Source organism: Ruegeria profundi, from assembly GCF_001507545.1.
Lineage (GTDB): Bacteria > Pseudomonadota > Alphaproteobacteria > Rhodobacterales > Rhodobacteraceae > Ruegeria > Ruegeria profundi.
In genome coordinates this window covers 207,077-232,999 of the sequence record NZ_LQBP01000008.1, presented here as the reverse complement: position 1 = coordinate 232,999, position 25,923 = coordinate 207,077, and the positions used below count along the sequence as shown (strand labels likewise).

Sequence of the window (25,923 nt, the reverse complement as noted above, 5' to 3'; positions counted from 1 at the left end):
GTGCCCCAAAACACACAGGCAAAACACGAGTTTTCCAAGTGTGACCTAGGCGCTATCGAAACCCCCGTTTTTTAGCGATTCTAGACAGGTAATACTCCCCGCGGACCGTTTCTTCCTGTGGTCCGTTACCTCCCCCCGCCACTTCGCGGGGGGTCTTCTTCTGAACAAAGACTATGATGTCTATACGCGCCAACTCTTTGCGCATCCGTGGCGGTTGGTATATGCAAACCGCTGACGGGATCGCACGGAAGGCGGGAAAACTACATGCCCGGTCTCTGCCGAGATTGCTTGACCACATTGACGGATGAACGGCGCTGCCCTGCTTGCGGCAGCCCGCGCGTCCAGATGCACCCCGAGCTTTTCGACCTGTCCATCGCGCATATGGATTGCGATGCGTTTTATGCCTCGGTCGAGAAACGCGACAATCCGGAACTGGCTGACAAACCCGTAATAATCGGTGGCGGCCGTCGCGGAGTGGTTTCCACCGCCTGCTACGTTGCGCGAATCCGTGGGGTACGGTCGGCCATGCCAATGTTCAAAGCCCTCCAGCTTTGCCCAGATGCTGTGGTTATCAAGCCGCGCATGTCTGTCTATGCCGAGGTCTCACGCGAGATTCGTAAAATGATGGACGAGCTGACCCCAGTCGTTGAACCCCTGTCGCTGGACGAAGCTTTCATGGACCTGTCCGGCACCCAACGCCTGCACGGTGCCCCGCCTGCCGTGATGCTGGCGCGACTGGTAAAGCGGATGAAAGATGAACTGGGTGTGACCGGCTCGATTGGGTTGTCACATAACAAGTTCCTGGCCAAGGTCGCCTCGGACCTCGACAAGCCGCGCGGGTTTTCGGTGATCGGCAAGGTCGAAACCGCCGAGTTTCTGCATGACAAACCCGTTCGACTGATCTGGGGTATCGGGCCCGCTGCGCAGGCGTCTCTTGATCGTGCGGGTATCCGCAGCTTCTCCGATCTGCTGCGCTGGGATCAGGAGGCGCTGACAGCACGGTTCGGCTCCATGGGCTATCGGCTGTGGCACTTGGCGCGCGGGCAGGACAAAAGGCGCGTCTCGGCCCATGAGCCGATGAAATCCATCAGCAATGAGACCACTTTTTTCGAGGATACGGCCAGCCTCGACATTCTGGACGGTCATCTTTGGCGCATGGCTGAAAAGGTTGCCGATCGCGCCAAGGCCAAAGGATTGGCTGGCCGGGTCGTCACATTGAAGCTCAAGAGATCAAACCACAAGATCATCACACGACGTGTCTCATTGCATGACCCCACGCAGATCGCAGACCGTCTGTATCGCACCGCCCGCGGGCTGTTTGATCAGGTCGGGGATCAAGGGCCATATCGCCTGTTAGGGGTTGGCCTGTCAGACCTGTGTCCCGAGTCGCAGGCCGACATCTCCGGCGATTTGCTGGACCCTGCAGCGACCCAGCGGTCGCAGGCCGAGCGCGCAACGGACGAAATCCGACGCCGTTTTGGCAGCGATGCGATTGTAAAAGGCCGCGCCCTGCGCTGAGTCTACTCGGCCGCCAGACGCAGCGATTCATTCCCAATGCTGGCGATATCCCGAATGATATCGCGCAGTGTTTCCTGAAATGCCGCGAAATTCTCGTTCGGTTCTATTTTGACTTCATCCATGTACAGCGCCCGATCAACTTCGATCTGAACCGCATGCTGATGGCGGGCGGGGCGGCCGTAGGTCTGGGTGACATAGGCCCCGGCAAAGGGCGCGTTGCGTGCGACATTCAAACCGGCGGCGACGCAGGCTGCTTCGATTCTGTCCACAACCTCAGCCGAGGCTGACGCGCCGAACCGATCCCCTAAAACCACATCCGGACGGCTGGTTTTTGAACTGCCGACCATCGCAACAGCTTCATGCGGCATCGAGTGGCAATCAACCAGGATCGCCTGCCCGAATGCGTCATGGGATTCCTTCAGCAAGGATTTGACGCGCGCATGATAAGGACGCCAACAAGTGTCGATGCGCAGACGCGCCTCATCCATGGTCAGCTTCCCGCGATAAATCGCGCGCCCATTCGCCACGACGCGCGGAATCACCCCAAGGCCCGACGCGACGCGCGGGTTATGTCCAGAGCGGCGCGCACCTTGTATCAATGCCGGGTCCAACTCATCCGCATTGCGGTTAAGGTCCAGATACGCGCGCGGCATTACGGCCGATATCATCGGCGCGCCAAACAAGGTCGCTGCAGAAAACAACTGGTCTACAAAGGCATCTTCCGACGACCGAATCATGCTTTCGTTCAAAACCGTCCGCTTCAAAAGCGCTTGGGGGTAGTTCCGACCACTGTGAGGAGACGAAAAAACAACGCAAGATGTGCGGCTGGTCGGCATATCCAGTACATAGGGGATGTTCTGCATGGTGACTCCTTGTTCAGATCGAACATAGACCGGAAAATAGTTCTGCCAAACCCCTTGAACCCCTTGGCGAGTCCTTTTATAGACCCCGCTACCGGCGCGGGTCTCTGCGCCCCATTTCGTTTTGGGGCAGGGTAACGCAAAGGTTCGTGGGCGGTTAGCTCAGCGGTAGAGCACTTCGTTGACATCGAAGGGGTCACAAGTTCGATCCTTGTACCGCCCACCATCGTTTCACTGTTCCGGGTATCCGGGGCACCCGCTAACCCAGGCGCTGGCCACGTCTTTGATGAAGGCGCCGCAGATTGGAGACAGACCCATGAAGGTCAGGAACTCGCTCCGCTCGCTCAAGAACCGGCACCGTGATTGCCGGGTTGTGCGTCGCAAAGGCCGCGTCTACGTGATCAACAAGACGCAGCGCAAGTTCAAAGCACGTCAAGGCTAAGACTTACGCACAATTGTAACAAAGGAACCGCACCCTTGGGTGCGGTTTTTTTGTGCGCACAGTATGCCTGACGTTTTCAACGCTGCTGCACCGGCAAGCCGCCGCCCCCAGCTGACGTGACAAAAAGGACGTGCAGATCATTGGACTCTTGGCGTCTGAAGACGACAATCATTTTTCCAAGTTTTTTTGTCGGATTTACTTGCATTCGCAGAAAAATCGTATCATTGACTGTTTCACTCAGGAATAAATGCAACGATTCACGATGTTGAGAGATATGATGCTGAAACCCTCTACCTGCGCTACCGCCGCTCTGTTGGCGCTGATGTCAACCACTGTCGCCGCCGAGGGAGAATTGAACCTGTATTCCTCGCGCCACTACGATACTGACGAACGCCTCTATAGCGATTTTGAAGAGGCGACCGGGATCACCATCAACCGTATCGAAGGTAAGGCTGATGAATTGATCGCACGGATGGAAGCCGAAGGCGCGAACTCACCTGCGGATGTGTTGCTGACCGTCGACACCTCGCGTCTGGAGCGGGCCAAAAACGCGGGCATTTTGCAACCGGTTGAAAGCGCAGTTCTGGAAGAGCGTATCCCCGCCAATCTGCAAGACGGCGACAATCAGTGGTTCGGTTTTTCCCAACGTGGCCGTATCATTTTTTACGATAAGGAAAATCTGACCAATCCGCCCGCCACCTATGCCGATTTGGCAAAGCCCGATTATGAAGGCCTGGTGTGCATCCGGTCTTCGACAAATACCTACAACCAGACCCTGCTGGCATCCATCATCACCCATGACGGTCCTGAGGCCGCCAAAGCCTGGGCCGAAGGTATTGTCGCCAACATGGCGCGTGAACCGCAGGGCGGCGACACCGATCAGCTGCGTGGTTTGGTGTCAGGCGAATGTGACATCGCCGTGTCGAACACATACTACTTTGCGCGGGCCATCCGCAAAGACGTCAAAGGCGTGTCTTCGGACATCGACTCGATCGGCTGGGTGTTCCCCAACCAGAACAGCACCGGCGCACATATGAACCTATCGGGTGCCGGTGTTGCCGCAAATGCACCAAACAAGGAGAACGCGATCCTATTCCTGGAATACCTGGCCAGTGACTCGGCCCAGCAGTATTTCTCGGCCGGCAACGATGAGTTCCCTGCGGTCGATGGCGTAGAGCTTGCAGACTCGGTCAAAGCACTAGGTGACTTCAACGCGGATGAGGTAAGCCTGTCCGACGTTGCCAAGAACCTGCCCGAAGCCCAGAAAATCTTTAACGAGGCCGGCTGGAAGTAAGACCACTTTCAACCCGAGACGTTGGAAGGGCGCAAAGGTTTCTCTGCGCCCTTTCTTATTGATATGAATTTATTTTCTGTCTATAATCTCAATTATGATAATTTTTCTCGTATGTGAATGATGCTGGATGACCTCTCGAACCGCCTCGCCAAACGCCTTGGTGAATTGCGCCAAAGCCACGGATTGTCCCTTGATCAGATGGCAGACCAAAGCGGGATCAGTCGCGCGACGCTATCTCGTTTAGAAAAGGGAAGTGTCAGTCCAACGGCCGAAACTCTGGGTAGACTTTGCGCCGCCTATGGGCTGCCGATGTCTCGGCTTCTTATGATGGTCGAAGACAGTTTCGATCCGCGTGTCCCGTTCGAGCGGCAGCCCGAATGGAGTGACCCGGAAACCGGATTCACCCGCCGCTCGGTATCCCCGCCCGCCAACGGTCTCAGCGCAGAGGTTGTTGAGGGCCATTTGCCACCGGGTACCGTGATCTCGTACGACGCGCCACCAAAACCGGGGCAGGAGCATCACTTGATCATGTTGGATGGCGCTTTAACGCTGACCGTGGATGCCGTTGCCCACGATCTGAGTGGCGGGGATTGCCTGCGTTATCATCTTTCGGGTTCAACCCGATTTGAAACGTCGCTTGAGCGTGGGGCTCGATATTTGTTGGTGCTGATATGATTTCGCGTCTCGACGTAGAGGGCTTTGACGCGGCAGTGAGTGACCTCACCGATATCCTGCACGCCTGTGTGCAGGATGGGGCGAGTGTTGGATTTATCTTGCCCTTTACGCTGGATCAGTCACACGCATATTGGCGGACCAAAGTACGCCCGAATCTGGACTTCGGCGCGATGGATATTTTTGCGGCCCATGACAAAGGACGCGTTTTAGGCACGGTGCAGCTCATCCCGGCGGCGATGCCGAACCAGCCGCATCGCGCCGATGTTGCCAAGCTACTGGTTCATCCACATGCCAGACGCCAAGGGTTGGGACGAACCCTGATGGTCGCGCTTGAGGATCGTGCCGTCGCTCTGGGTCGCACTCTGTTGGTGCTGGATACGCGCAGTTCAGATCCATCACGCCTATTGTATCAGAGCCTAGGTTTTCAGATCGCCGGAGAGATACCGAATTTTTGCCGCAACCCGTTCGAAGACCAGCTGGAACCGACAACCTATATGTACAAACACCTCTGCTGATCTGAGGCACTGCGCGCATTGGCTGCTGTAGAGGAATACCATTTCCCCAGCGGCTTACACTGCCGCCTGCAATCACTTTCTTTTTGAGCGAGAAGAGCCGTCGACTTTCAATAGGCAATCTCAATGTTGTACGCGTCTACGGCGGTAAAGGACTGCAACTGGTTGAAACCAGCCTAACAGTTGCCGCACCGGCTTCGTAAAAAAGAAAGCTTGTTTGTCGGTAACGTCCTTGGATGAAAAAACGCGAAGTGCGGTTATCGGGTAAACTCTGCAAAACGACTGGCACCGGGATTCTTACTGTGCGCACGGGCTTTTTTTCACACGGTCGCAGTCAATGGCAGGTGGCTGCTAGGTCAAGGCTACGCCTTCCACCGTAACCCTGTGCATCAGACGGCGGAAACCGTGATAATCGTTAATCGCCTTGTGCCAAGTGGCCCGGTTGTCCCACATGGTAATATCACCTTCCCGCCAACGAACACGGCACTGGAACTCGGGCTGTTTGCAATGCTCATAGAGCATCGCCAAGATTGCGGAAGACTCCTCCGCGCTGAGCTCTTCGACATAGGTCGTAAAAACAGGGTTCACGAATAGCCCACGGTGCCCGCTGAGCGGGTGTGTAATCACAACCGGGTGGCGTGCATCCTGGGTGGCCTTTTCCGCATTTCCCAGCCTTCCGCTCTTGGCGGCTTCGCTATTCTGCGCGGCAGCACCGAAGACATGGCGCGAAGAATGCACGGCAGTAAGCCCATCAAGGAACCGACGCATAGAATCTGACAGGGCCTCGTAAGCCGCCCTCATAGACACGAACAACGTATCTCCTCCATAAGGCGGCATCTCGATGGCATGCAGGATCGAACCCATGGCGGGAACCTGATCATAGGAATGATCAGTATGCCAGCCTTCGCCCACCGCTTCTTTCTGGTCCTTTTCCTTTAAGACCGTCGCGATTTCGGGGTAGCCGTCGATCGGCTTGAAAAAGCGGTTCACGTTGATCGGCCCAAAGCGGCGGGCAAAGTTCAAGTGGTCCTTGGGGCTGGCGCTTTGCCCTCTGAGGATAATGACGGAGTGCTCAGCAAATGCTGTGTGGATCTTTTCGAACTGGCTGCTGTCTCGGATATCGGCTCCAAAGATTTCTGCCCCGAGACTACCTGTGAGGGGTCTAATATCCATTAGTTCGCTCCTTGTGCCGCTGAGGGCAAAGTAGCGGATCATGAAAGATCGGGAAAACTGAATTAATTTAAATGGAACGCAGAATTGAGCGACGGGAAACGATGATAGACACCCGTGATACGTAGACCGGAGATTTGTGGGGCGAGCTGATTTGAATGGCTTCAGCGTCAAGTCAGATGACCTGCAATAGGCCATCCTGCGAAGTGATCAATGACACCTCCGGGATCAAACGTCGCCCAGGTTTAGCTACCGGCAATCTGGCGTTGGCTATGCAGCAGAGCGTTCCGTCAGAGCCTCCACGCATGATTTCAGTCAGAATGACCCGAGCTTTGGCTTATAGGTTTTAAGTGACATTGCGACGACCTGACCAGAACTCTTTGGGGGGGGGCAAGAATATGCAAACGCTCGTCTTGGGTTGAGTTGCAACAAAAAGTAAAGTGACACTATCAGCCTAGGATATTTTGAGGGGTTTTGGTTTTGCTCGCCCGCATTGCGTCTGGTCTTTTTTTGTCTGCTTTGGTCTATTGTTTTACCGCATTTGCAGCTCACGCTCACTCTGGTGATGGTTATGGCGGAGGCTTCGTTGCAGGCTTCACGCATCCTATACTTGGGTGGGACCACGTGGCGGCAATGGTCGCAGTTGGTCTGTGGGGTGCCTTTCTAGGAGCGCCTGCAGTCTGGATTCTGCCTGTTGTGTTTCCGCTGGTAATGGCCTTTGGCGCGGTTGCGGGAATATTGGGGATTCCCATTCCGGCTATCGAAACGGGTATCGCTCTTTCCGCTGTGGTGCTGGGAATAATGATAGTTTTTGCCGTGAAGCCACCAATTTGGGTTTGTGCTGTGATTGTCGGGTCTTTTGCGGTGTTTCACGGCTATGCGCATGGCACCGAACTTCCCACAACCGTTAACGCTTTCGCCTATGCAGTTGGTTTTGTCGTTTCAACCGGTTTACTGCATCTTATCGGTATTTCGTTTGGAATACTTGTTCGGTGGCCTGCTGGCAGAATTGCCGTTCGCGGTGCCGGTGGATTGATTGCATTCGCAGGAATCGTGTTCCTGACCGGCGTTGCCTGAGTATGAAAAAGCTTAGGCCTCTACTATATCTTCCCTTGTTGGTGCTCGTTGCCAATCCGGCATCAGCACATAGCCCCGTCCCCGGCATGGAAGGGTTTTACGTCGGGCTCCTCCATCCCTTTTCTACACCGCCGCAGGCACTTCTACTGCTTGGACTTGCATTGGGTGCCGGTGGGTTCAAAACTGCAAGGGTGCAGTGGCTACTTGGAAGCTTTCTGGTTGCCAGCCTTGGCGGCTTGATGCTTGCCTTTGGTTTTGAAGAACTCGACGCGACCATGTTCGCTTTGGCCTTTGTCGTGTGTTCGGTTGCAGCGCTTTTTCCTGGCAAACTGTTTCCGGTAGCCCTGGCATTGATCGGTGTCGGAGCCTTCCTGATAGGAGATGCATCCGTTCCAGACGAAGGCCCGCCTCGAGACAGGCTGTTCACAATGTCCGGCTCGATGGTCGGCGCGAATATGGGTATGCTATACCTTGTTGGAATTTTTCTTCTGATCAAAGAGCGTTTCCCTCAGCCTTGGGTAGGAACCGCTTTTCGCGTGGCGGCCGCATGGATTGGCGCTGTCTCGCTACTGATGCTCGCACTTGGGCTTTCCGAAATTACCCGTTCCATATAACCGGCCACCAAGACCCGAATTTGTCATCCGCACGGATTGACGATTTACCATTTTTTGTTGCGGTGGAGGGGAACAGCACGAGAGATGCGACAAAGATCAGGATGCAGGGCGGGCTGGTGAATCGGGCCAAGGCGGTGGGCGAGGTCGCGCAGCGACAGGATAAAACTTACAGTCAGGGCTTACGGCCGTCCTCGAATGCAGTGCAGCATCTCGTGATACGATGCCTTGTCAACGCCGGGTTGTCGATGTGGGTGGGCATGCCGGATCCGAGGATCTGTCATGGATATACCAAACTTGCCTGCCATTCGCGCGCTGGCTATCGCCGAAGCTATCGAAATCTTAACGGCTGGACCGTCTTCGCGGGCGATCCCCTCCTGCCTTTGACCTGATCGGTTCTATGGTGCATCGCAACCCTTCAATCCAGCCATACGCTGCGCGCGTTCGATCCCCAATTCGTCAAAAGTCGAAGTTGAGCGACAAACTCGTCATTTGTTTTCAGAGACCAAATGCTCGTTGACACAGGATTGGTCAAAGGCTGATAGCAGCTCTAAGCCGAGACACTCTGTGATCCTCGCGAAAGCGGCTTTGCACCCATTGCCTTTCTTTCTTCATTTACAAATTAAAACATTCATTTTATTGATTGTATATGAATGGAAATACATTTTCTCGACGCGCTTTCTTGTTCAACGCCGCATGTTGCGCGGCGCTTGTAGCACAATCCAAAATCGTCCGGGCGGATTTACAGCTTGGTTCTTCGGCTCGGATTACGACCTTGTCAGACGGGTACCTGTCCTTACCACCGGATATGGTCTTCGGGTTAATGCCTCAGCAAGAACTCGACCAGCTTCTGAACCGCAATCAAGTAGACATGACCAAATACGAGCCAGAGTGCAACGTGGCGCTCTACCGCGACGATGAGAACACGGTTCTATTCGATGTTGGAGCCGGACCAGATTTCATGCCCACATCCGGCAAGCTTTTGGAAACTCTTGAAACAATCGACCTGTCGCCCGAGGATGTCACCCACGTGGTTTTCACCCATGCGCACCCGGATCACATATGGGGTGTTTTGGATGATTTCGACGACCTGCTGTTCCCCAACGCAACGCATCACATCGGTCGCAAAGAATGGGACTATTGGTGGAACCCTTCAACTGTAGAGACGATCGGGGAAGATCGCGCTGCATTCGCAGTTGGTGCAAAGCGGCGTATGGAAGCCATTGAGGATCAGGTCACGTTCTTTGACGATGGGCAAGAGGTTCTTCCTGGCATCGCCGCCCGGGCAAGTTTTGGACACACGCCCGGCCACATGGCCTTTGAAATTCGCAATGGCAGTGACTCTGTGATGATTGTCGGCGACGCGATCGGAAATCCGCACGTGGCTTTCGAACGCCCCGATTGGTACAGCGGCACGGATCAGGATCCGCAGGCTGCCGCAACCGTGCGGAGTTCGTTACTGGATCAGACGTCGCAGGATCAAATGAAAATCATTGGCTTCCACCTGCCAAATGGAGGAATCGGCCGGGTCGAAAAAGCTGGCTCTGCATACAGATTCATTGGAGAGACGTAATGATGCGGTCGCTGACGATTGCCTTGGCCTTGGCTACACCAGTTTGGGCAAGTGAGGATATAGCAGATCAATACCCGCAAAGTGTGCTGTATTCCAAACCAGTTGAATACATCCCCGGCGTCTATTCCGCCATCGGCGCAACCGCTCCGCCGACCTATGAAAACTCTGGTCACAACAACAACCTCAGCTTCATCGTAACCGGTGAGGGTGTGGTCGTTGTAAACGGCGGCGCGGCCTATGTCCTTGCCGAAGCGCTTCACCAGGAAATTCAAGCAATCACGGATCAGCCGGTCAAGCTTGTCTTCAACGAGAATGGTCAGGGGCACGCAATGCTTGGCAACGCGTATTGGTCAGATCTCGGCATCCCAATCATCGCCCATTCGGATGGAGCTGCTGAATTCGAAGAGTACGGCCCCCAGATCCTGGAAGGGATGAAGCGATACAATCAGGACAAGGCAGAAGGAACCTTCCTGGCTGCCCCAACCGAGACATTCGACGATGAATACGTGGTTGAGTTGGGCGACTTCCGGATCGAGGCAAAATACCTCGGGCCTGCGCACAGTCCCGGCGATATCTCGATCTGGTTGCCGAACCAAAGCCTTGTGATCGCGGGTGATATGGCGTTTCACGAGCGCATGCTACCCATCTTTCAAGACACCTATACAGCGGATTGGCTTGAGACTTGGGACAACGAGTTTGAGGCTTTGAATGCCACATATGTCATCCCCGGACACGGTCACCCGACAAATATGGATCAGGTACGCCGCTATACGCGCGACTACCTGATCTATCTGCGCGGCAAGATTCAAGAGCATATGGATGCGGGCGGCGATCTGGCCGAGGCTTACTATGTCGATCAATCACCCTATGCCCATCTGGATACGTTTGAAGAGCTGGCAACAAAAAATGCCGGGCGCGTCTTCGAACAAATGGAATTCGAGTAACTCAGGAGTGTTGAGGAACAGGTATTCGCATCAATAATCTATGCGTCGTGATCGCCCCAACCCACATGAAGAAAACGGCAAGCCAAGCAGTCATCGACAAGGCGGACCCTCCGGAAAGCCCGGCCCCCACGGCGCAACCTCCTGCCAGCATCGCTCCGAATCCCATGAGAACAGCGCCAACCAGATAACGTTCCATCGGGGTATCCAGGCCAAACCGTTCAATCCTCCACTCCCCTGAGGTTATGGCTGACCCTGAGGCGCCAATTGCTACGCCTGGAACAAGGCCGATACCGAAGGACAGCACAACGTTTCGCTGGGTAACCAACGCCATCAGTGTATCCGTGGCCGGACCCGTAAACGTGATTGAAGACACAGGCACGACTTCAAAAGATGCTTGCGCGATGGCAAATGTGACCAACCAGCCAAGCGCCACTGCCACCCCAACCCCTGCGGCTGAGACGATCCTTGTAAGCGCAACTTTCCGGCGGGACGCAAACGCAATTGCCGAGACAAGTCCAAATGCTGCAATGGCTGTATAAACTATTGGCGAAAAACCAAGCATTTTTGAAAGATCTCGCGGTGCGCCACCCGAGACAGTCCAGATACCGGAAAGAAACTCACGGGCGGGACTAAGTACGCCGGTGTAGGCAGCCTGAGCCACCAAGGTCAAAACCAATCCAGTCACCAAGGCACGCAGATTGCCGCAGGACGCCAGCACCAAAAGCCGAGATGCACATCCACGCGCCAGCACCATGCCCACGCCGAACATCGCTCCACCGATTATTGCACCGCTTAGGCTGCCCGTTGACGCGATGGCGCGTGTCTCGGAAAGGTCCAGCCACTCAAACCAGACAAACGCCTGTACCAAGGTTAACGCTGCGGTGAAGGCGATCAGCCAAACCGCAAGGCGGGGGCCAAACTCGCCTTCGGCGACTTCGACAGTCGATGCACGCAAACAAAAGTGAGACTTCTGAGCCGTCACACCGAACAAGACACCGACAAGCACTCCGGCAAATGCCAAGGTGCCCGGGTCTCCCAACTGATCAATGAGCCTCTCCATGAACAGAAATTCTCACTTCGTATCGTGCGCGTCCTTGTCTTCGGTCAAGTTGTCATTGTCATTGCGCGGCCATTGGCCTGCGCGCCAACTGGCATTGCGTCCACAACTCACCCAAGGCGGCGACCAACCGGTCCACGTCCTCAGAAGAATGTACCGGTGACGGTGTAATCCTGAGACGTTCCGTTCCCTTGGGAACCGTCGGATAGTTTATGGGCTGGATGTAAATCCCATAGTCACGCATCAGAACATCCGAGATGAAGCGACACTTGACCGGGTCGCCAACCATGACCGGTATAATATGGCTTGGGTTTGGTGTATGGGGAATACCCAGATCGTCCAACTTGTCCCGAACTTCGCGCACACGCTGCTGGTGTAAATGCCGCTCCGCATTACTGTGCTTCAGGTGCCGAACCGACGCCGAAGCACCAGCGGCCACGGCCGGAGGCAACGCAGTGGTAAAGATAAACCCACTGGCAAAGGACCGGACAAAATCGACAAGCTCTTTCGACGCCGCGATGTATCCACCAACTACGCCGAATGCTTTGCCCAATGTTCCCTCGATAACCGTCAGGCGGTCCATCAAACCTTCGCGTTCGGCGATGCCTCCACCGCGCGGACCGTATAGCCCTACGGCATGTACCTCATCCAGATAGGTCATCGCGCCATAACGATCTGCCAGATCACAGATCTCGGCAATGGGTGCGATATCGCCATCCATGGAATAGACGCTTTCGAACGCAATGAGCTTCGGTGCATTGGCAGGCAGGTCAGCAAGGTGCCTTTCAAGGTCTGCCAGGTCGTTGTGTTTCCAGATTCGTTTTTGACAACGACTGTGGCGAATGCCCTCGATCATCGAGGCGTGGTTCAACTCGTCAGACAGAACCGTGATGCCCGGTATGCGGGACGCCAGAGTTCCCAAAGCCGCCCAATTCGATACATAGCCCGACGTAAACAGCAGTGCCGCGTCCTTGCGGTGCAAGTCGGCAAGTTCCTGTTCCAGCAAAACATGCGCGTGGGTGGTTCCAGAAATATTCCGCGTTCCACCCGCCCCGGCACCGCTTTTGTCAATCGCCTTATGCATGGCTGCAAGAACATCGGGGTGCTGGCCCATACCGAGATAGTCGTTCGAGCACCAGACAGTGACTTTCTCGGGACCGTTTTCCGCATAGCTCCGCGCAGTTGGGAACGCGCCGCGTTGTCGTTCGAGATCAGCAAAAATCCGGTAGTTTCCGTCTTCTTTCAACTGCTCCAATTGGTCGCGAAAATACTGTTGGTAGTTCATTTCAGTTCCCGACGGCCTCTTCTACGATCCCGGACAGCAACGCTTGGACCTTTTGCATTGGCCCGTCAGGGTAGCTTCGGTATCCCACCATCACGCCACTTTCGTCTTCGGCCACAAAAATACCGTAGGGGCAGAAGCCGATATTCATCGGATCGGCCTCCATCACCTCGCGCGAGATTTTTGCCGAGCAGAAAATAAAGATGTCAGCGGCCGCGAATATCTGCTTGTCGCTGCCGACATCAGCGCCTGTTCGATTCAGCATTTCACCAACATGGCTCACATAATCGATGACAAGCCCTTGCCCCACAATCGCGGACTCGACGGCGAACGTGGCATCATCGAAACTACCATCAAACGGGGTGGTGATGATCTCTTCCGCAAGTGCCTGACTTGCGAGAACAGCGGAAAACGCGGCCGCAGCGATAAAGTGTTTCATGGTTTTAGTCCTCCTCCTGAACCGCATTTTCTCAGATTGTTCATCGGGGTCTTTGACACCGGTCAAAGCCCCCGAATGCGTCAGCCGAACATGTCCGAGGTGATACCGGCGTACCAACCCACCGACTCTTCGTATGTTGCTTTTCTCAGGTCGGCATCTTCGCCGGTCTGGCTGATAAAGCCGTCAACCTTGGCGATCTTTTCAGGCGTCGCCTCGTAGGTTGCGCCAACCTTTACACCATCATCCGTGTCGATAAGCGACCAGCAGGTGTTCGAAAATTTGGCCGGGAACACTTTGGACCCGGTCAGCGCACCGCGAACGGCATTTGCGCAGACTTTCGCCTGACTGTTGGCCGAAAAACCGGATTTCGGCATGTCACCCTGCTGGCTTGCGTCGCCAAGAACATAGATGTCCGGATCAGCCTTCGACGACATATCCGCAGCGTTCACAGGTGCCCAGTTGCCATCTGTCACCCCTGCCATTTCCGCAATGCGTCCGGCTTTCATCGCCGGGATCACGTTGCAGACATCGACCTTGGTCTCTTCACCATCGATTGTGACTGTCATTGCATCCGGATTCACTGATACAATGCCACCACCAAAGTCTTCTCCGATCCAGTCGACCATACCTTCGTAATGGTTTGCCCAGCCTTCCTGGAACAACGACATTTTCGAGAATTTCGGCTTTGGATCCGCCACGATGATCTTTGCTGTCGGGTTATTTTCCCTCAGGACATGCGCCACCATCGAAATCCGCTCATACGGTCCGGGCGGGCAACGGAAAGGGTTCGGCGGAGCGACCATCGCAAAGGTGCCACCTTCGGGCATCGCCATAATCTGCGCTTTGAGAAGTTCGGTCTGCGACCCCGCCTTGTACGCATGTGGCATCTTGTTCTGCGCTGAGACATCCCAACCTTCAACGGCACCGTCAACGAAATCGATACCCGGGCTCAGGATCAGCTTGTCATACGGAACCGACCCGCCACCGGCCAACGCCACGGTCTTTGCATCCCGATCCACCCCTGTGGCCCAATCATGCACCACGTTGATGCCGTAATTCGCAGCAAGCGTGCCATAGCTGTGGGCGATATCCGAAAGATCCTGAAACCCACCTAGGTAAAGATTTGAGAAGAAACAGGTGTAATAGGTCCGCGACGGCTCGATCAGCGTCACGTCGATCTCACCCTTGCTGTCCTTGGCAATGTACCGCGCGGCAGTCGCACCGCCCGCACCGCCGCCGACAACCACTACACGGGGCTTGCCTTGAGCCAGCACCATCGGAGCAGAAAGCCCTGCTGCCACCACCCCGGCGGCTCCAAGAAATACTCGTCTATTGAGTGTCATGGTGTTTCCTCCCATTCGGCACTGTCACTCTGGGTTATTGAAGTAGGCGGCCAATGCCGCGATCTCGTCATTGCTCAGCCGTCCGGCGATCATTTGCATGACCGGATGTGGCCGCTGCTTGTCTTTGTAAGCGTGCATGGCGACCACGAAGTCCTCGTCAGGCCAATACACGATTGAAGGGATGCCCTCATCGCCTCCTTCGATCTGGTGGCATGTTGTACATTCGCTGCTGAGATATGCGCCGTACTCAGGATCCCCCTGAATCGCCAGGATCGCAGGGTCGACCGAGTGATCTGTGCCCCTCGCCGTTGGATCCGCTTCGGGTATGTCCTGAGGATTGTCGGAAAATCCCCGCAAATAGGCGATCACATTGGCGCGGTCTTTCGGGTCTTTCAGGCCGCGAAAACTCATCCTCGTGCCTGATGCAAATGCACGTGGGTTTTCGATATAGGCGGACAGAGTATCAGCGTGCCATTCCAGGCCCGAGTTTCCCGCGCGCACAAGGCTCTTGGAATAGTTGAAACCATCTAGCCCCGCAGCCTTGCGCCCAAAGACACCGTTCAGATGCGGGCCAATCTTGTTCTCGGCCCCTTCACCGACCTGATGACAGCCTTTGCATTTGGCGAACACCACTTTTCCGGCCTCAGCATCGCCTAGGTCTTCGGTTGCATAGGTCGATGAGGCAGTAATTGCCACTGCCGCTGCGCTTAAAACTATGTTCGACCATCGCATGATCAGTTTCCGAACGACTTAAGGTAGACGATCACCGCCTCAATATCGTCTGGTTTCTTAAGCCCCGCAAAAGACATGCGCGTGCCCTTCATATATTCCTTGGGTTTTGCCAGGAAGGCCGCCATTTCTTCAGCGGTCCAAATAAGACCTGCCTCGGCAGCGTCTTTCATGGCGTTCGAGTATTTGAACCCTTCGACGGACCCTGCATTCGCCCCGATAACTCCGTTCAATGTCGGCCCCGTGCTGTGCTTGGCACCTTCACCGACCTGATGGCAGGCTTTACACTTTTTAAAAACTTTCTCTCCGGCAGAAACCAGTTCTGCGGTTTCGTCAACTTCTGCGGCTTCCTGAACGGCTGGTGTTGCTGCGGCCTCTTCCTCCGGCTTTGGTGCTGCGGTTGGGATGAATGACGGTCCGTCCGCCGTAAAAACCGGCAGCTCATCCGGATTGGCGTCATTCATGACTGAGTTCGAACCACCCTCTGGCGGCGTCTCGACCAAAAAAACAGAGCGCATCGTGACGGTGGCCTCTGCCTTGCAGTTTTCCATGCAAGGTTCTTTGCGCCATTCGGTGTATTCGGTCTCGGGTCGAACATCGACGACAAAGCCGTCCATATTATACATTTCGAAATCTGCGAAATTTTCGTTGTTCAGTTCGAAATCATCATCCACCAGATCGTTGGAATAAAGGATGTAGGCGACAATTGCATAGGTCTCATCTGCGGTTAGCGTGCCCGCTTCACCAAACGGCATTGAACGCGAAATGTAGTCCCAAGCGGTCGACAAATGCGGCCAATAAGACCCAACGGTTTTAACAGGGTCTTCGTCGGCCAGCGTATCGAAACCACCAGCCAGAACAGGCCAGTTGTCTACACCCTCGGCAAATTCGCCGTGGCATGACGCGCAGCGGTCGGCAAAAACTTCTTCTCCGGTCCAGACGTCGCCGGACCCAGCCGGCAAGCCGCGCCCGTCAGGCAAGACATCCACGTCCCAGGCCGCGACCTCTTCCTCCAGTGCAGGCCGCCCAAGCCCATAAATGCCGTCGTGGCTGGGCGCGGGCGCGGTCAGATTCGCACCACTTGCAACCCGTTCTGCCGCCGCCGCCTGAATCTCTTCGACTTTGAGCTCCAACTCGGCTGCTCGGTTGGCTTCTGCTTGCGCATTTTCACGGGCTGCTGCTGCGTTTGCCTCAACCTGCTCAATCCGGGTTTCCAAGGTTTCTATCTGCGACTGGCCGTAGTTCCGGTTCGCGAAAGCCACCGCTGCCGCAAGCACGAACGCTGTGCCGCCAAATACGGGCAGGAAAACATGACTAAGAGACTTCGACATTTTCAGCGATCCCTTCTGCGCTCACGTACCAAGTCTGGATACAGTTGTTGTGATAGACCGAGTTCTCTCCGCGCTTTTCGCGCAGCTGGTCTTTGGTAGGCTGCACGTAGCCGGTCTCGTCGATCGCGCGGGCCTGCAAGAGCATTGGCGCCCCGTCCCAGTTCGTATCGAGATAGAAACGCGTCAAAGCCTTGCTGTCGCCCTGCTTGCCAAGACGCGCAGTCTCCCAGGTGATGCCACCGTCCTTGGACACATCGACCCGCGTAATTTGCCCGTGGCCTGACCAGGCAAGCCCGGAAATGACCAAGGGTCCCGGTCCGTGCTTGATCGGCATTTGGGGGCTAGGTGATGTAATGACGGATTTTGCATCCATCACCCACGTCCATTTCTGGGCTGTGCCATCGGCGTAGACATCAGTGTATTTTGATGTTTCTTCGCGGCTTTCGACCGCCATATCAACGACCTCAATGCGGCGCAGCCACTTGACCCACATGTTGCCTTCCCAGCCCGGAACAACCAGGCGAACGGGGTACCCATGCTCCATACGCAGCGCTTCGCCATTTGCCTTGAAGGCCACCAGCACGTCATCCAGTGCTTTTTCCATCGGGATGGAGCGGCCATTGGATGACGCATCTGCGCCCTCAACATAGACCCATTTGTCGGGTGAGATATCGGCCCCCGCTTCCTGCAACAGCGTCCGCAGCGGAACACCGGTGTATTCCATGTTGTGTATCATGCCATGGGTGAACTGGACCCCATTGAGCTGTGCACCGGCCCATTCCATACCCGTGTTCGCCGCGCATTCGCAGAAATACACGTGGTTTTCGCGCGGGAACCGCTCGATATCGTCGTAAGTAAAGACAAGCGGACGATCGACCAGCCCGTTGATCATCAGGCGATAGTCTTCTTTGCGCAGCTCAATCGCGCCCGAGTGATGGCGCTCAAAAGCGCATCCTTGCGGAGTGATCGTACCATCAAGCGCGTGGATTGGCGTGAAGTTGATCGATGAAATCGGAGAGGCGGTCAGCCATTCCACATTGCGCCGAACGACATGGGATTCGAAGCTGATCGGCATGCCATATGGTGTCTCATCGACGCCGGCACCCGTGTAAGACGCCCAATCCTGAAGCTCTGTTATCAAGGGGTCGGGCGTGTCCGCGGCGGCTGCACCGGCGACTGACCCTGCCGCAACCGCAGCACTGCCTTTCAGGAAGGCCCGGCGGGACGGTTTGAACGCGTCATCCATATCTCTTAGGTCTCCATCTGTTTTTTAAGCGCCGACAACATCGACGCTGGTGTTCTCTTGCACCGTTACGGTGCCTAGATTGCGAATGTGGTTTTCGACGACATCCCAGACCGGCGGACCCTCGGTGCCTTCGTTGACGCTTGCCCAACCAGCAACGACGTAGGTTTTCGACGGGTCAATCGGCTCACCAGTTTTGAGCAGGGTCATTTCGCTGATCCGTTGCCCTTGTGGCTTGGTCACATCGATGCGGTAGCCAAGCCCACCGACACGAACCATGTCGCCGCCCTGCTGGTAGTAGGGATCAGGATTGAACAGGTTGTCACCCACATCCTCAAGGATCACATGGATGAATTCCCCCGTCATTTCCGTACGATACGCATTCGGATAAGTCATTGAGGTCACGTTCCATATGTCCTCTCGCGTAATCTCCTGCCCCGGCAGGATTGACGGCCCCCAACGGACGCCGGGCGACATCGCGATATCCGCTTCACGCTCGCTGAGCAGCGCGTCGCAAATCAGGTCATCCCAAGTGCCATTGAAATTGCCACGGCGGTAGAGCAACGAGTCTGTTTTGCCGATCACCTCGCGCAGCGTGGTTTCATATGGCGCCCGCTGTTCGTCGATCAGGGCAGTGATCGCTGGATCGGGCGCAATGACGTCCGAAAAGATCGGGATCAGCTTGTGCTTCAGCCCCATCATCTGCCCATCCCGCACGTCCAGATCCACGCGGCTCACGAATTTGCCGTTTGAGCCAGAGGCGATGATATGCGTCTTACCCACCAGAACCGGCTCGGGCAGCGCGTCATGGGTGTGACCGCTGAGGATCACGTCTATCCCCTGAACCCGGCCTGCCATCTTCTTGTCCACGTCAAAGCCGTTATGACTTAGGACGACAACGACGTCCGCACCGGCATCACGAACCTCGTCCACCATTGCCTGCATGTTTTCATCCCGGATACCGAATGAGTATTCGGGGAACATCCAGCCTGGGTTCGCGATGGGCATGTAGGGGAACGCCTGCCCTATCACGGCGACCTTGGCACCACCCCGGTCGAAGAACTTGTAGGGCTTGAACAGCTCGGCGGGCTCATCCCATTCGGCATCAAAGATGTTCTGACCCAAAGCGGCAAAGGGCAGCCCTTCGACGATTTCGTTGACGCGGTCGCTGCCCAACGTGAATTCCCAATGGAATGTCATCGCATCAGGTTTCAGCGCATTCATGACGTTGACCATGTCCTGACCAGCCGTCTGATAGCAGGTGTAGGAGCCGTGCCAGGTATCTCCGCCGTCCAGCAGCAAAGCGTCTGGGCGGTCCGCGCGGATGGCGTTGATCACGGTAGACACGCGGTCCAAGCCGCCGACCCGGCCATAGGTCTTCGCCAACGCTGCGAAATCATTGTAGGTCAGCGCGTAGGCCGACGGGCTTCCATCTTCGATCCCGTAAGCCTTGCGGAATGCGGCCCCTGTAACATGCGGCATCTGCCCCCGTGCATCGCCGATACCCAGATTTATCTCGGGTTCACGGAAGTAAATCGGTTTGAGTTGCGCGTGAATATCTGTGACATGGATCAGGCTGATATTGCCGAAGGTCTCGAACTCCAGCAGTTGATCCTGCGACAGGCTTTGCTGTGCAGCAAGTCTGGCCCAGTTCCCGAACCCAGACGCCCCGTACAGTGCCGAAGCGGCCATCGAAACCTGCAAGAAGTCACGTCGCGAAATCATCTATTGGCTTTCCTGTTACTCATATAAATGTGTGAATGTTAAGTGCACGAAAAACCCGCGCCGGACATCACCTACGCGGGTCATTCGTTATTGACGTACAGCTGGGGTTTCCACGGAAAGCCCATTACCACGCGAAGCCACATAGAGCTCCAAAGCACGGAACTCGTCTGATCCTTCCGCAAAAGTCTCTGCCCGCGTGTCGCGAATACAGCCGCGAAAACGATTGTGGCGCGAAATCAACTTGGCCTGTTTCAGGCGATAAGTCGGGAATCCATTGATCATACCTTGGCTTAGGTGATCAGCGCGGATCATATTGCCCCAGTTGTCTTCATGACAATTGGCACAGCTCAGCTCCAACTGACCGTAGCGGGTATAATACATTTCCTTGCCCTGCTCCCAATATGGGGCGGCATCGCCATCAATGGCGACGTTCATTGGCATCCCGCGTGACTGCAGACCGATCAATGCGACCATACCCTGCATTTCTCCACCGGACCATTTCCAGGCATCAGCCTCCATACGGTCCGTGCGGCACCTGTTAATCAGATCTTCCATTACAACCAGCTTGCCGCTTTCGGCGTCGACCTTGGGCATGGATGCCTGCAATCCTTTGAAGCTTTCCACCCCATCGTGGCACGAAGCACAGCTTTCACCAGCGGCACCATCGACCGTCGCAAAGAGGTCGACTGCCTGATCGACGAAGATCATTGCTGGATTGTCAAAATCATCGATTTGCAGTGCTTGCGTTTCATCAGTGCGGAAATGCCAACCTGAATAGATCGTGTCCAAATTCTCGAGATGCGCCGGAGCTTTAGTGACCGAGGTCATATCCAGCTCACCGTTGATCACAAGATTCTCTTCGTCCGGTCCGGCCATTACTGCAACTGGGAAAACCAGAATTGCCGTGATCGCCGTAAGTGCCTTGGTATTCATCGCATTCCTCCCTTGGTGGACCAGCGCAAGAATTCACAACCAGCGCTGATCTTCCTTAGTCGTCGAGCCGTCAGGCGATCTCGATCGTTTTCTTTTCGTCGTAGACAGAGCCGTCATCATCGTACCAGGTAAAGACGAACTCACCGGCTTCGGGTACGGTCGCTTCAAACTGGAAGTACGGATTGGTCGAAATCGCCGGTTCCATAGTCACGTCAATCACCATTTCGCCGTTAAACTCGCAGGTGAAACGGTTGATGATCGAACGCGGAATGACGTTGCCTTCTTTATCCTTGCGCTGGCCGCTTTCCATCTTATGGCTGATCAGTGTCTTGATCGTGATGGCTTCACCAGCAGCAGCTGTCTTTGGAACCTTGACGCGGGGTTTTACACCGGATGCCATTGGTCAATCTCCTGTATTTCGGGGCGCTTGGCGATCAACCGCCGCAGCCGCCGATTGTTACTTTTACGGTCGCGGATGCCTTGGCAAAGCTGCCATCTGCCATCTTGGCCACTGCAATAACATCTTGCGTTCCGGCAAGACGGATGCGGGTTGAAGCGGCTTGCGCAGCGGCCAGCGGGCCGAAGTTGAACGTTGCAACGCCCGGTTCGGGGTTGCCCGCGGCCACGATAAGAATCGAAGCAGCACCCGGCGCGCTGACTTCGATAGGTACGGTGTTCCCGTTTTCAGCGATTTCCGGCGCCGTCAGTGTAACACCGCCGTCGGCCACATCTGCCCCGCCGGTAAACGCGGCGATCGCATCTTCAGCGGCTGCATTTGCGCGTAGCGGCATAATTGTCAGGAACGCGGCGCCCAGCCCAAGGGCCAGAGTCTCGCGGCGAGAGAGTTCCATATTCAATCTCCTTTAAATCCTCGTAAGTTCACACCGGAAGGCGTGACTACTCCTCTTTCAGGGTCGCAAGAAACGCGACCACGTCCTCGATTTCCTGTGCGGTCAGGATTGACGCCAAAGGCGCGCTCGGTGCTTTGCCGGTATAGGCGTCGCCCGGGCGGATATAGCCGTCATCCTTGTAGAACGCCGGCATCACCGTACCTTCGAACGTCATCTTTGCGTTCGCGATCAATCCGCGAAGCTCTGCTTCGGTCCAACGATCACCGGCCCCATCCAGCATTGGACCAACTTCGCCATGGAACGGAATGTCCGCCAAAGCCGTGACCGCGTGGCACGCCACGCAATTGCCTTTCGACTTGTCGCCAACGATGAGCGCACCATTTGCGGCATCACCGCCAACGCCGGTCAGAGAGACTTCGACAGCACCATATTCATCGTAGGTTACGTCTTTCGGGTCTGTATCTGCCGCAGATGCGGCAAAGCCTGTCATTGCGCAGACCAAAGTTAAGAGTCTCAGCTTCATGATCCCTCCCATTTGCTAACTCGCCGTTGGCGCCTTGCGACCCAATGCCTTTGTGTACCGTAGTCGACGAGCACGGCTTATCGCAACATTAAATTCATTATAGTGAATTTTTTTATTTGTAATGACAGCATTCAATCGCTCGAAACATCGTTTCGCTCCTGAATGCGTCGAGCATGATAGCGCTGGAAATCTTCACCATTATCAAGCTCATATCTTTTCTCTTCGACCCAGGTGAAAAGGTCCAGGGTTGTTCCCTTGGAGAACGCGCCCGGCATTACAGCAACCGCAGCATCAATGGCTGTGGCAGCCTCGGGAACCTCTTGCGGTAGAAATACAAGCGTTGGGGTAAACAGAATCCCCCACTTGCGCATCAATGCTCTTTGCTCATCCTCTTGCCCGTCAAAGTCGGTGGCTGTCGTGCTGCCATGCAAATCCAATTGGACGACAAAGAAATTCTCTTCGATAAACGCCGCCAGGTCGGGCTGAGGGAACACCTCTTCATGCATCTTTTTGCAGTAGATACAGCCCTGTTGTTCGATGAACAAAACCAACCGCTTGTTTTCACTATTGGCCTCTTCAAGATCCTCGCGGAGGTCTTTGAACGTGTCACGCATCCAAGGCGTTTTATGCAATCCATCGTCACCCAGTTCAGCAGCCAAGACTGCCCCGCCCATCAGGCATGCGATCAAAATTGACAAAGCTCGTTTCATATCTTCCTCCCAAATTACCCAATAGCTGCGAGCCACGGCATATGGTCGAGCATCCATTGTGCGATGTGATTGATGGAATTAGTGGCAATGAGAGTGCCGAAAACGACCAGCAAACCGCCCATTGCCTTTTCGATAAGTGGTAAGTGCCTTCTGAACCGCGCCATCCATTGCATGAAGGGGCGAACCAGAAAGGCCGCCAGAACAAACGGTGCAGTCATTCCAACCCCATAAACGAATAGCAGCACCGCCCCGCGCCAGGCCGTCTCAGTCCCGGCGGCCGTGAACAGGATCGCGGCAAGCACTGGCCCGACGCAGGGTGTCCAGCCAAAAGCAAATGCCAATCCAAGAACATATGCCCCAATCAGGCTTACGTTTGATGTCTCGCCGACGTCTGCGCGAAACTGGCGATACAGGAACCCGATGCGAATAATCCCCAGGAAATGCAGACCCATCGCAATGATGATGGCCGCTGCGATCCAACGCAGGATGTCGAAATACTCTCGTACCATCTGGCCAAATATCGAAGCGGTCGCTCCAAGTGCCATGAAGATCGTTATGATCCCTGCCGCAAATGCGACTGCCGAAAACGTTGCCCTGCGGCGAACGGTGCCGGAAATGGCGGAACCAGCAGAAATCTGATCAATCCCGACTCCCGCCAGATAACTGAGGTAGAAAGGTACAATAGGCAGGATGCAGGGTGACAGAAAAGATAACAGTCCTGCGACCAAAGCTCCTGCAAATGTAATGTCGAGCATGGTCAAACCTGTCTCGGTGCGTTATCATTCATACATTCAAAATAATAAAGATATTGCGTCGCGGTCAATCGGAGCTTGAGATGCGCCACTTAATTCTGCTCGTACTTGCAACTGCGTTGCTTGTTTCTCCCGTGGCAGTACGGGCAGAAATGACGCTTCTGATGGCCGAAGAAGATGGGTGTATGTGGTGTGCCCGCTGGGATTCCGAAATCTCAGAGATCTACCCAAAATCACCCGAAGGAAATGCCGCTCCGCTGCAACGCGTTGATATCAACGCAGCCATGCCTGATGGGATCGCATTGGAACGGCCTCTTTACTACACGCCGACCTTTGTTCTGCTGAACAACGGCCGAGAGGTCGGCCGAATCGAAGGATATCCCGGTGAGGACTTTTTCTGGGGGTTGCTGGGCGTCTTGCTACGTGACGCTGGGGTTCCGATTAAGGCCTCTGGATAAACTGCCGCAGACTACATAAACTGTTTTGAATACTTGAAGCCATGAAAGCGAGGCGATCTTGTTGGACAAATCTTCGAAACTGCCAGTGTTCTCAAAGGATACGTGCTCCGAAGACATGGACAGAATGATGGAGAATGCTCAGACGGCATCAAGTTTCCTCAAGGCAATCAGTCATGAGGGACGCCTGATGATTCTGTGTTATCTGTCTTCAGGGGAAAAATCTGTAACGCAGATGGAAGAAATGCTTTCGGCACGTCAGGCTGCCGTGTCTCAACAATTATCGCGCTTACGCTTTGAGGGCTTGGTGAAAACGCGACGCGAGGGGAAAGCGATCTACTACAGATTGGCTGATGATCGATCGACGCAAATACTAGAAGTCGTTTACGATCTTTTCTGTAGGGAAAAGTAGAAGCCGTTCAGAAAACCGCCAGCTTTGGGAGGAGACTGGCAATGTTCGAAGCATTGGGAGATGCAAACACAGTTGCTCTGATCGGTTTGATTGGTGGCATCGTATTGGGACTGGCCGCACGTGTCGGTCGCTTTTGCACGTTGGGTGCAATCGAAGACTACCTTTACGCAGATGATGACCGGCGGCTGCGGATGTGGGTAATTGCGATCGGCGTAGCAATTGTCGGCAGCCACTTAGCTATGGCTTTCGGGTGGCTGGACCCTGTTGGAACAAGGTATCTTGCACAGACCTGGAACCCACTTGGTTCGATCGTGGGTGGCCTCATGTTCGGTTACGGAATGGCGATCAGCGGAAACTGCGGCTATGGCGCGCTGGCAAGGCTTGGGGGCGGCGACCTTCGATCATTCGTCATCGTTTTGATCATGGGTCTTTCTGCTTACGTCGTAATGTCCGGACCCCTGGCATATCTGCGGGTTTGGGTCTTTCCTGTGGAAATGGATATCGATAACCCCCAGAGTATAAGCTTTCTTTCCGAACGGCTGACCTCTATTCCAGCTTGGCTCGTCGGCTCAGTTATCGGCGTTGTTTTGGTGATGTTCGCCTTGGCGAACCAGCGCTTCCGCCGCAGTCCGGCACAAGTGTTTTGGGGAGCTGTCGTTGGGCTGGCGATCGTCTCAGGTTGGCTAGGCACCAATTGGGTTGCAACACACGGCTTTGACGGCGAATCGGTGCAAACCCATACCTTTGCCGCTCCCTTGGGTGATACGATATTCTACCTGATGACAGCATCCGGAAACACGTTGTCCTTTGCGGTTGGCTCAGTCTCAGGCGTTCTCATCGGCGCGTTTTTGGGATCCTGGTCCAAAGGCCATTTCCGATGGGAAGCATGCGAAGATCCGCGTGAGCTCAAGCGGCAAATGCTGGGCGCGGCGATTATGGGTCCAGGAGCGATCATCGCGGTTGGTTGCAGCGTCGGACAAGGCATATCTGCCTTCTCACTTCTGACCTACAGCGCGCCTGTAACCTTCGCTGCGATATTTGTGGGTGCAGCCCTTGGATTGAGGCAACTCGTGTCTGGACTATCTTTCATTACTGAGCGTTGAGTTCACAGTCCAAATCAGTAAGGGTCGGGCTTCGCGTCGGCGCAGCGCACGCGCTGCACAGAAGCATAATAGAACATGGTTAGGTTGCTATGGTGCTGGCTGTTCTGCCATCATCATAACAAATCAATGTTTTTTCCTTCTGACTTCATCCTTGATCACCCCGCAAAGGACACGCCAAAGCTTGCCGTACCGTCGCGTCAGCGCCTCCAGATTCTGTAACCGGAAATAACAGCCATGGTTATAGGACGGACGAAGCTTTGGGATGTAACGTCATTTTTTCGCCGATCCGCTAGCTTCTTTTTCATCCGTAGCAAACGGCAGAAGCGACGAGGTGCACCGCAGCATAAAACCCCAGCCGG

The 25,923-nt window shown here is 55.1% G+C and carries 28 protein-coding genes and 1 tRNA gene; 13 read left to right on the top strand and 16 right to left on the bottom strand.

The features are described 5' to 3' along the window. The first annotated feature begins 264 nt into the window (after positions 1-264). Entirely contained in the window at positions 265-1,518 is a 1,254-nt protein-coding gene (locus AVO44_RS16080; RefSeq protein ID WP_068338911.1) for a DNA polymerase IV, read from the top strand. Between the two features lie 2 nt (positions 1,519-1,520). Here AVO44_RS16080 and AVO44_RS16075 read toward each other — a convergent pair whose 3' ends face one another. Continuing rightward, a complete protein-coding gene (locus AVO44_RS16075) occupies positions 1,521-2,381 on the bottom strand; it encodes an N-formylglutamate amidohydrolase (RefSeq protein ID WP_068338907.1) in 861 nt (286 codons plus the stop codon). A 148-nt stretch (positions 2,382-2,529) separates the two neighbouring features. Here AVO44_RS16075 and AVO44_RS16070 point away from each other — a divergent pair. From AVO44_RS16070 to AVO44_RS16050, 5 genes are all read left to right on the top strand, one after another. After that, positions 2,530-2,604, top strand: a tRNA-Val gene (locus tag AVO44_RS16070). Positions 2,605-2,694: 90 nt separating this feature from the next. Beyond that, complete coding sequence (ykgO, locus tag AVO44_RS16065; protein ID WP_068338904.1) at positions 2,695-2,820, top strand: type B 50S ribosomal protein L36; 126 nt, start codon at positions 2,695-2,697, stop codon at positions 2,818-2,820. 277 nt (positions 2,821-3,097) lie between these two features. Further along, the gene (locus AVO44_RS16060) at positions 3,098-4,114 is read left to right on the top strand and encodes a Fe(3+) ABC transporter substrate-binding protein (RefSeq protein ID WP_068338901.1); all 1,017 of its coding nucleotides are present in this window, start codon (positions 3,098-3,100) and stop codon (positions 4,112-4,114) included. Positions 4,115-4,234: 120 nt separating this feature from the next. Continuing rightward, on the top strand, positions 4,235-4,789 hold the full coding sequence (locus AVO44_RS16055) for a helix-turn-helix transcriptional regulator (RefSeq protein ID WP_068338990.1): 555 nt from the start codon (positions 4,235-4,237) through the stop codon (positions 4,787-4,789). Next, entirely contained in the window at positions 4,786-5,304 is a 519-nt protein-coding gene (locus AVO44_RS16050; protein ID WP_068338897.1) for a GNAT family N-acetyltransferase, read from the top strand. Before AVO44_RS16055 ends, AVO44_RS16050 begins: the two co-directional genes overlap by 4 nt. A gap of 348 nt (positions 5,305-5,652) precedes the next feature. Here the strand turns inward: AVO44_RS16050 and AVO44_RS16045 are convergent, their stop codons facing one another. After that, a complete protein-coding gene (locus AVO44_RS16045) occupies positions 5,653-6,474 on the bottom strand; it encodes a TauD/TfdA dioxygenase family protein (protein ID WP_068338893.1) in 822 nt (273 codons plus the stop codon). Between the two features lie 477 nt (positions 6,475-6,951). Between AVO44_RS16045 and AVO44_RS16040 the strand changes: the two genes are divergently transcribed. From AVO44_RS16040 to AVO44_RS16020, 4 genes are all read left to right on the top strand, one after another. Next, complete coding sequence (locus AVO44_RS16040; protein ID WP_233422000.1) at positions 6,952-7,548, top strand: HupE/UreJ family protein; 597 nt, start codon at positions 6,952-6,954, stop codon at positions 7,546-7,548. A 191-nt stretch (positions 7,549-7,739) separates the two neighbouring features. Beyond that, positions 7,740-8,162, top strand: coding sequence for a hypothetical protein (locus AVO44_RS16035; protein WP_169794866.1), 423 nt, complete (start codon positions 7,740-7,742; stop codon positions 8,160-8,162). A 646-nt stretch (positions 8,163-8,808) separates the two neighbouring features. Further along, positions 8,809-9,732, top strand: a complete 924-nt coding sequence (locus AVO44_RS16025; RefSeq protein WP_082677523.1) for an MBL fold metallo-hydrolase — start codon at positions 8,809-8,811, stop codon at positions 9,730-9,732. Beyond that, positions 9,732-10,676 carry an MBL fold metallo-hydrolase gene (locus tag AVO44_RS16020; protein ID WP_420865722.1) on the top strand — a complete coding sequence of 315 codons (945 nt, stop codon included), beginning with the start codon at positions 9,732-9,734 and terminating at the stop codon, positions 10,674-10,676. The genes AVO44_RS16025 and AVO44_RS16020 overlap by 1 nt, the downstream gene beginning before the upstream one ends. Position 10,677: 1 nt before the next feature. Here the strand turns inward: AVO44_RS16020 and AVO44_RS16015 are convergent, their stop codons facing one another. From AVO44_RS16015 to AVO44_RS15950, 14 genes are all read right to left on the bottom strand, one after another. Beyond that, the gene (locus AVO44_RS16015) at positions 10,678-11,736 is read right to left on the bottom strand and encodes a YeeE/YedE family protein (protein ID WP_068338883.1); all 1,059 of its coding nucleotides are present in this window, start codon (positions 11,734-11,736) and stop codon (positions 10,678-10,680) included. 58 nt (positions 11,737-11,794) lie between these two features. Continuing rightward, the gene (gene hemA / locus AVO44_RS16010) at positions 11,795-13,018 is read right to left on the bottom strand and encodes a 5-aminolevulinate synthase (RefSeq protein WP_068338879.1); all 1,224 of its coding nucleotides are present in this window, start codon (positions 13,016-13,018) and stop codon (positions 11,795-11,797) included. A 1-nt stretch (position 13,019) separates the two neighbouring features. Next, the gene (locus tag AVO44_RS16005; protein WP_068338876.1) at positions 13,020-13,454 is read right to left on the bottom strand and encodes a DUF302 domain-containing protein; all 435 of its coding nucleotides are present in this window, start codon (positions 13,452-13,454) and stop codon (positions 13,020-13,022) included. 80 nt (positions 13,455-13,534) lie between these two features. Next, a complete protein-coding gene (locus AVO44_RS16000; protein ID WP_068338873.1) occupies positions 13,535-14,797 on the bottom strand; it encodes an NAD(P)/FAD-dependent oxidoreductase in 1,263 nt (420 codons plus the stop codon). Positions 14,798-14,821: 24 nt separating this feature from the next. Continuing rightward, positions 14,822-15,529, bottom strand: coding sequence for a c-type cytochrome (locus AVO44_RS15995; protein WP_068338871.1), 708 nt, complete (start codon positions 15,527-15,529; stop codon positions 14,822-14,824). 2 nt (positions 15,530-15,531) lie between these two features. Further along, positions 15,532-16,857 (bottom strand): c-type cytochrome, encoded by a 1,326-nt coding sequence (locus AVO44_RS15990; RefSeq protein ID WP_068338868.1) that lies wholly within the window; start codon positions 16,855-16,857, stop codon positions 15,532-15,534. Further along, complete coding sequence (gene soxC / locus AVO44_RS15985; protein ID WP_068338866.1) at positions 16,841-18,103, bottom strand: sulfite dehydrogenase; 1,263 nt, start codon at positions 18,101-18,103, stop codon at positions 16,841-16,843. Before soxC ends, AVO44_RS15990 begins: the two co-directional genes overlap by 17 nt. Before the next feature lie 24 nt (positions 18,104-18,127). Next, on the bottom strand, positions 18,128-19,825 hold the full coding sequence (gene soxB, locus AVO44_RS15980; RefSeq protein ID WP_068338863.1) for a thiosulfohydrolase SoxB: 1,698 nt from the start codon (positions 19,823-19,825) through the stop codon (positions 18,128-18,130). 87 nt (positions 19,826-19,912) lie between these two features. After that, the gene (gene soxA, locus AVO44_RS15975) at positions 19,913-20,758 is read right to left on the bottom strand and encodes a sulfur oxidation c-type cytochrome SoxA (RefSeq protein ID WP_068338860.1); all 846 of its coding nucleotides are present in this window, start codon (positions 20,756-20,758) and stop codon (positions 19,913-19,915) included. A gap of 70 nt (positions 20,759-20,828) precedes the next feature. Beyond that, on the bottom strand, positions 20,829-21,158 hold the full coding sequence (gene soxZ, locus AVO44_RS15970) for a thiosulfate oxidation carrier complex protein SoxZ (RefSeq protein ID WP_068338857.1): 330 nt from the start codon (positions 21,156-21,158) through the stop codon (positions 20,829-20,831). A gap of 34 nt (positions 21,159-21,192) precedes the next feature. Continuing rightward, entirely contained in the window at positions 21,193-21,609 is a 417-nt protein-coding gene (gene soxY, locus AVO44_RS15965; RefSeq protein ID WP_068338854.1) for a thiosulfate oxidation carrier protein SoxY, read from the bottom strand. A gap of 46 nt (positions 21,610-21,655) precedes the next feature. After that, positions 21,656-22,132, bottom strand: coding sequence for a sulfur oxidation c-type cytochrome SoxX (gene soxX / locus AVO44_RS15960; protein ID WP_068338979.1), 477 nt, complete (start codon positions 22,130-22,132; stop codon positions 21,656-21,658). A 131-nt stretch (positions 22,133-22,263) separates the two neighbouring features. Next, positions 22,264-22,842 carry a thioredoxin family protein gene (locus tag AVO44_RS15955; protein WP_068338851.1) on the bottom strand — a complete coding sequence of 193 codons (579 nt, stop codon included), beginning with the start codon at positions 22,840-22,842 and terminating at the stop codon, positions 22,264-22,266. 14 nt (positions 22,843-22,856) lie between these two features. Then, a complete protein-coding gene (locus tag AVO44_RS15950) occupies positions 22,857-23,597 on the bottom strand; it encodes a cytochrome c biogenesis CcdA family protein (RefSeq protein WP_068338849.1) in 741 nt (246 codons plus the stop codon). An 80-nt stretch (positions 23,598-23,677) separates the two neighbouring features. Here AVO44_RS15950 and AVO44_RS15945 point away from each other — a divergent pair, with 80 nt between their 5' ends. The 3 genes from AVO44_RS15945 (at position 23,678) to AVO44_RS15935 (ending at position 25,564) form a co-directional block, all read left to right on the top strand. Beyond that, complete coding sequence (locus tag AVO44_RS15945; protein ID WP_068338976.1) at positions 23,678-24,052, top strand: thioredoxin domain-containing protein; 375 nt, start codon at positions 23,678-23,680, stop codon at positions 24,050-24,052. 115 nt (positions 24,053-24,167) lie between these two features. Then, positions 24,168-24,461: an ArsR/SmtB family transcription factor gene (locus tag AVO44_RS15940; protein WP_068338846.1), complete on the top strand. Its 294-nt coding sequence runs from the start codon at positions 24,168-24,170 to the stop codon at positions 24,459-24,461. Between the two features lie 41 nt (positions 24,462-24,502). After that, on the top strand, positions 24,503-25,564 hold the full coding sequence (locus tag AVO44_RS15935) for a YeeE/YedE family protein (RefSeq protein WP_068338843.1): 1,062 nt from the start codon (positions 24,503-24,505) through the stop codon (positions 25,562-25,564). Positions 25,565-25,923: the final 359 nt, after the last annotated feature.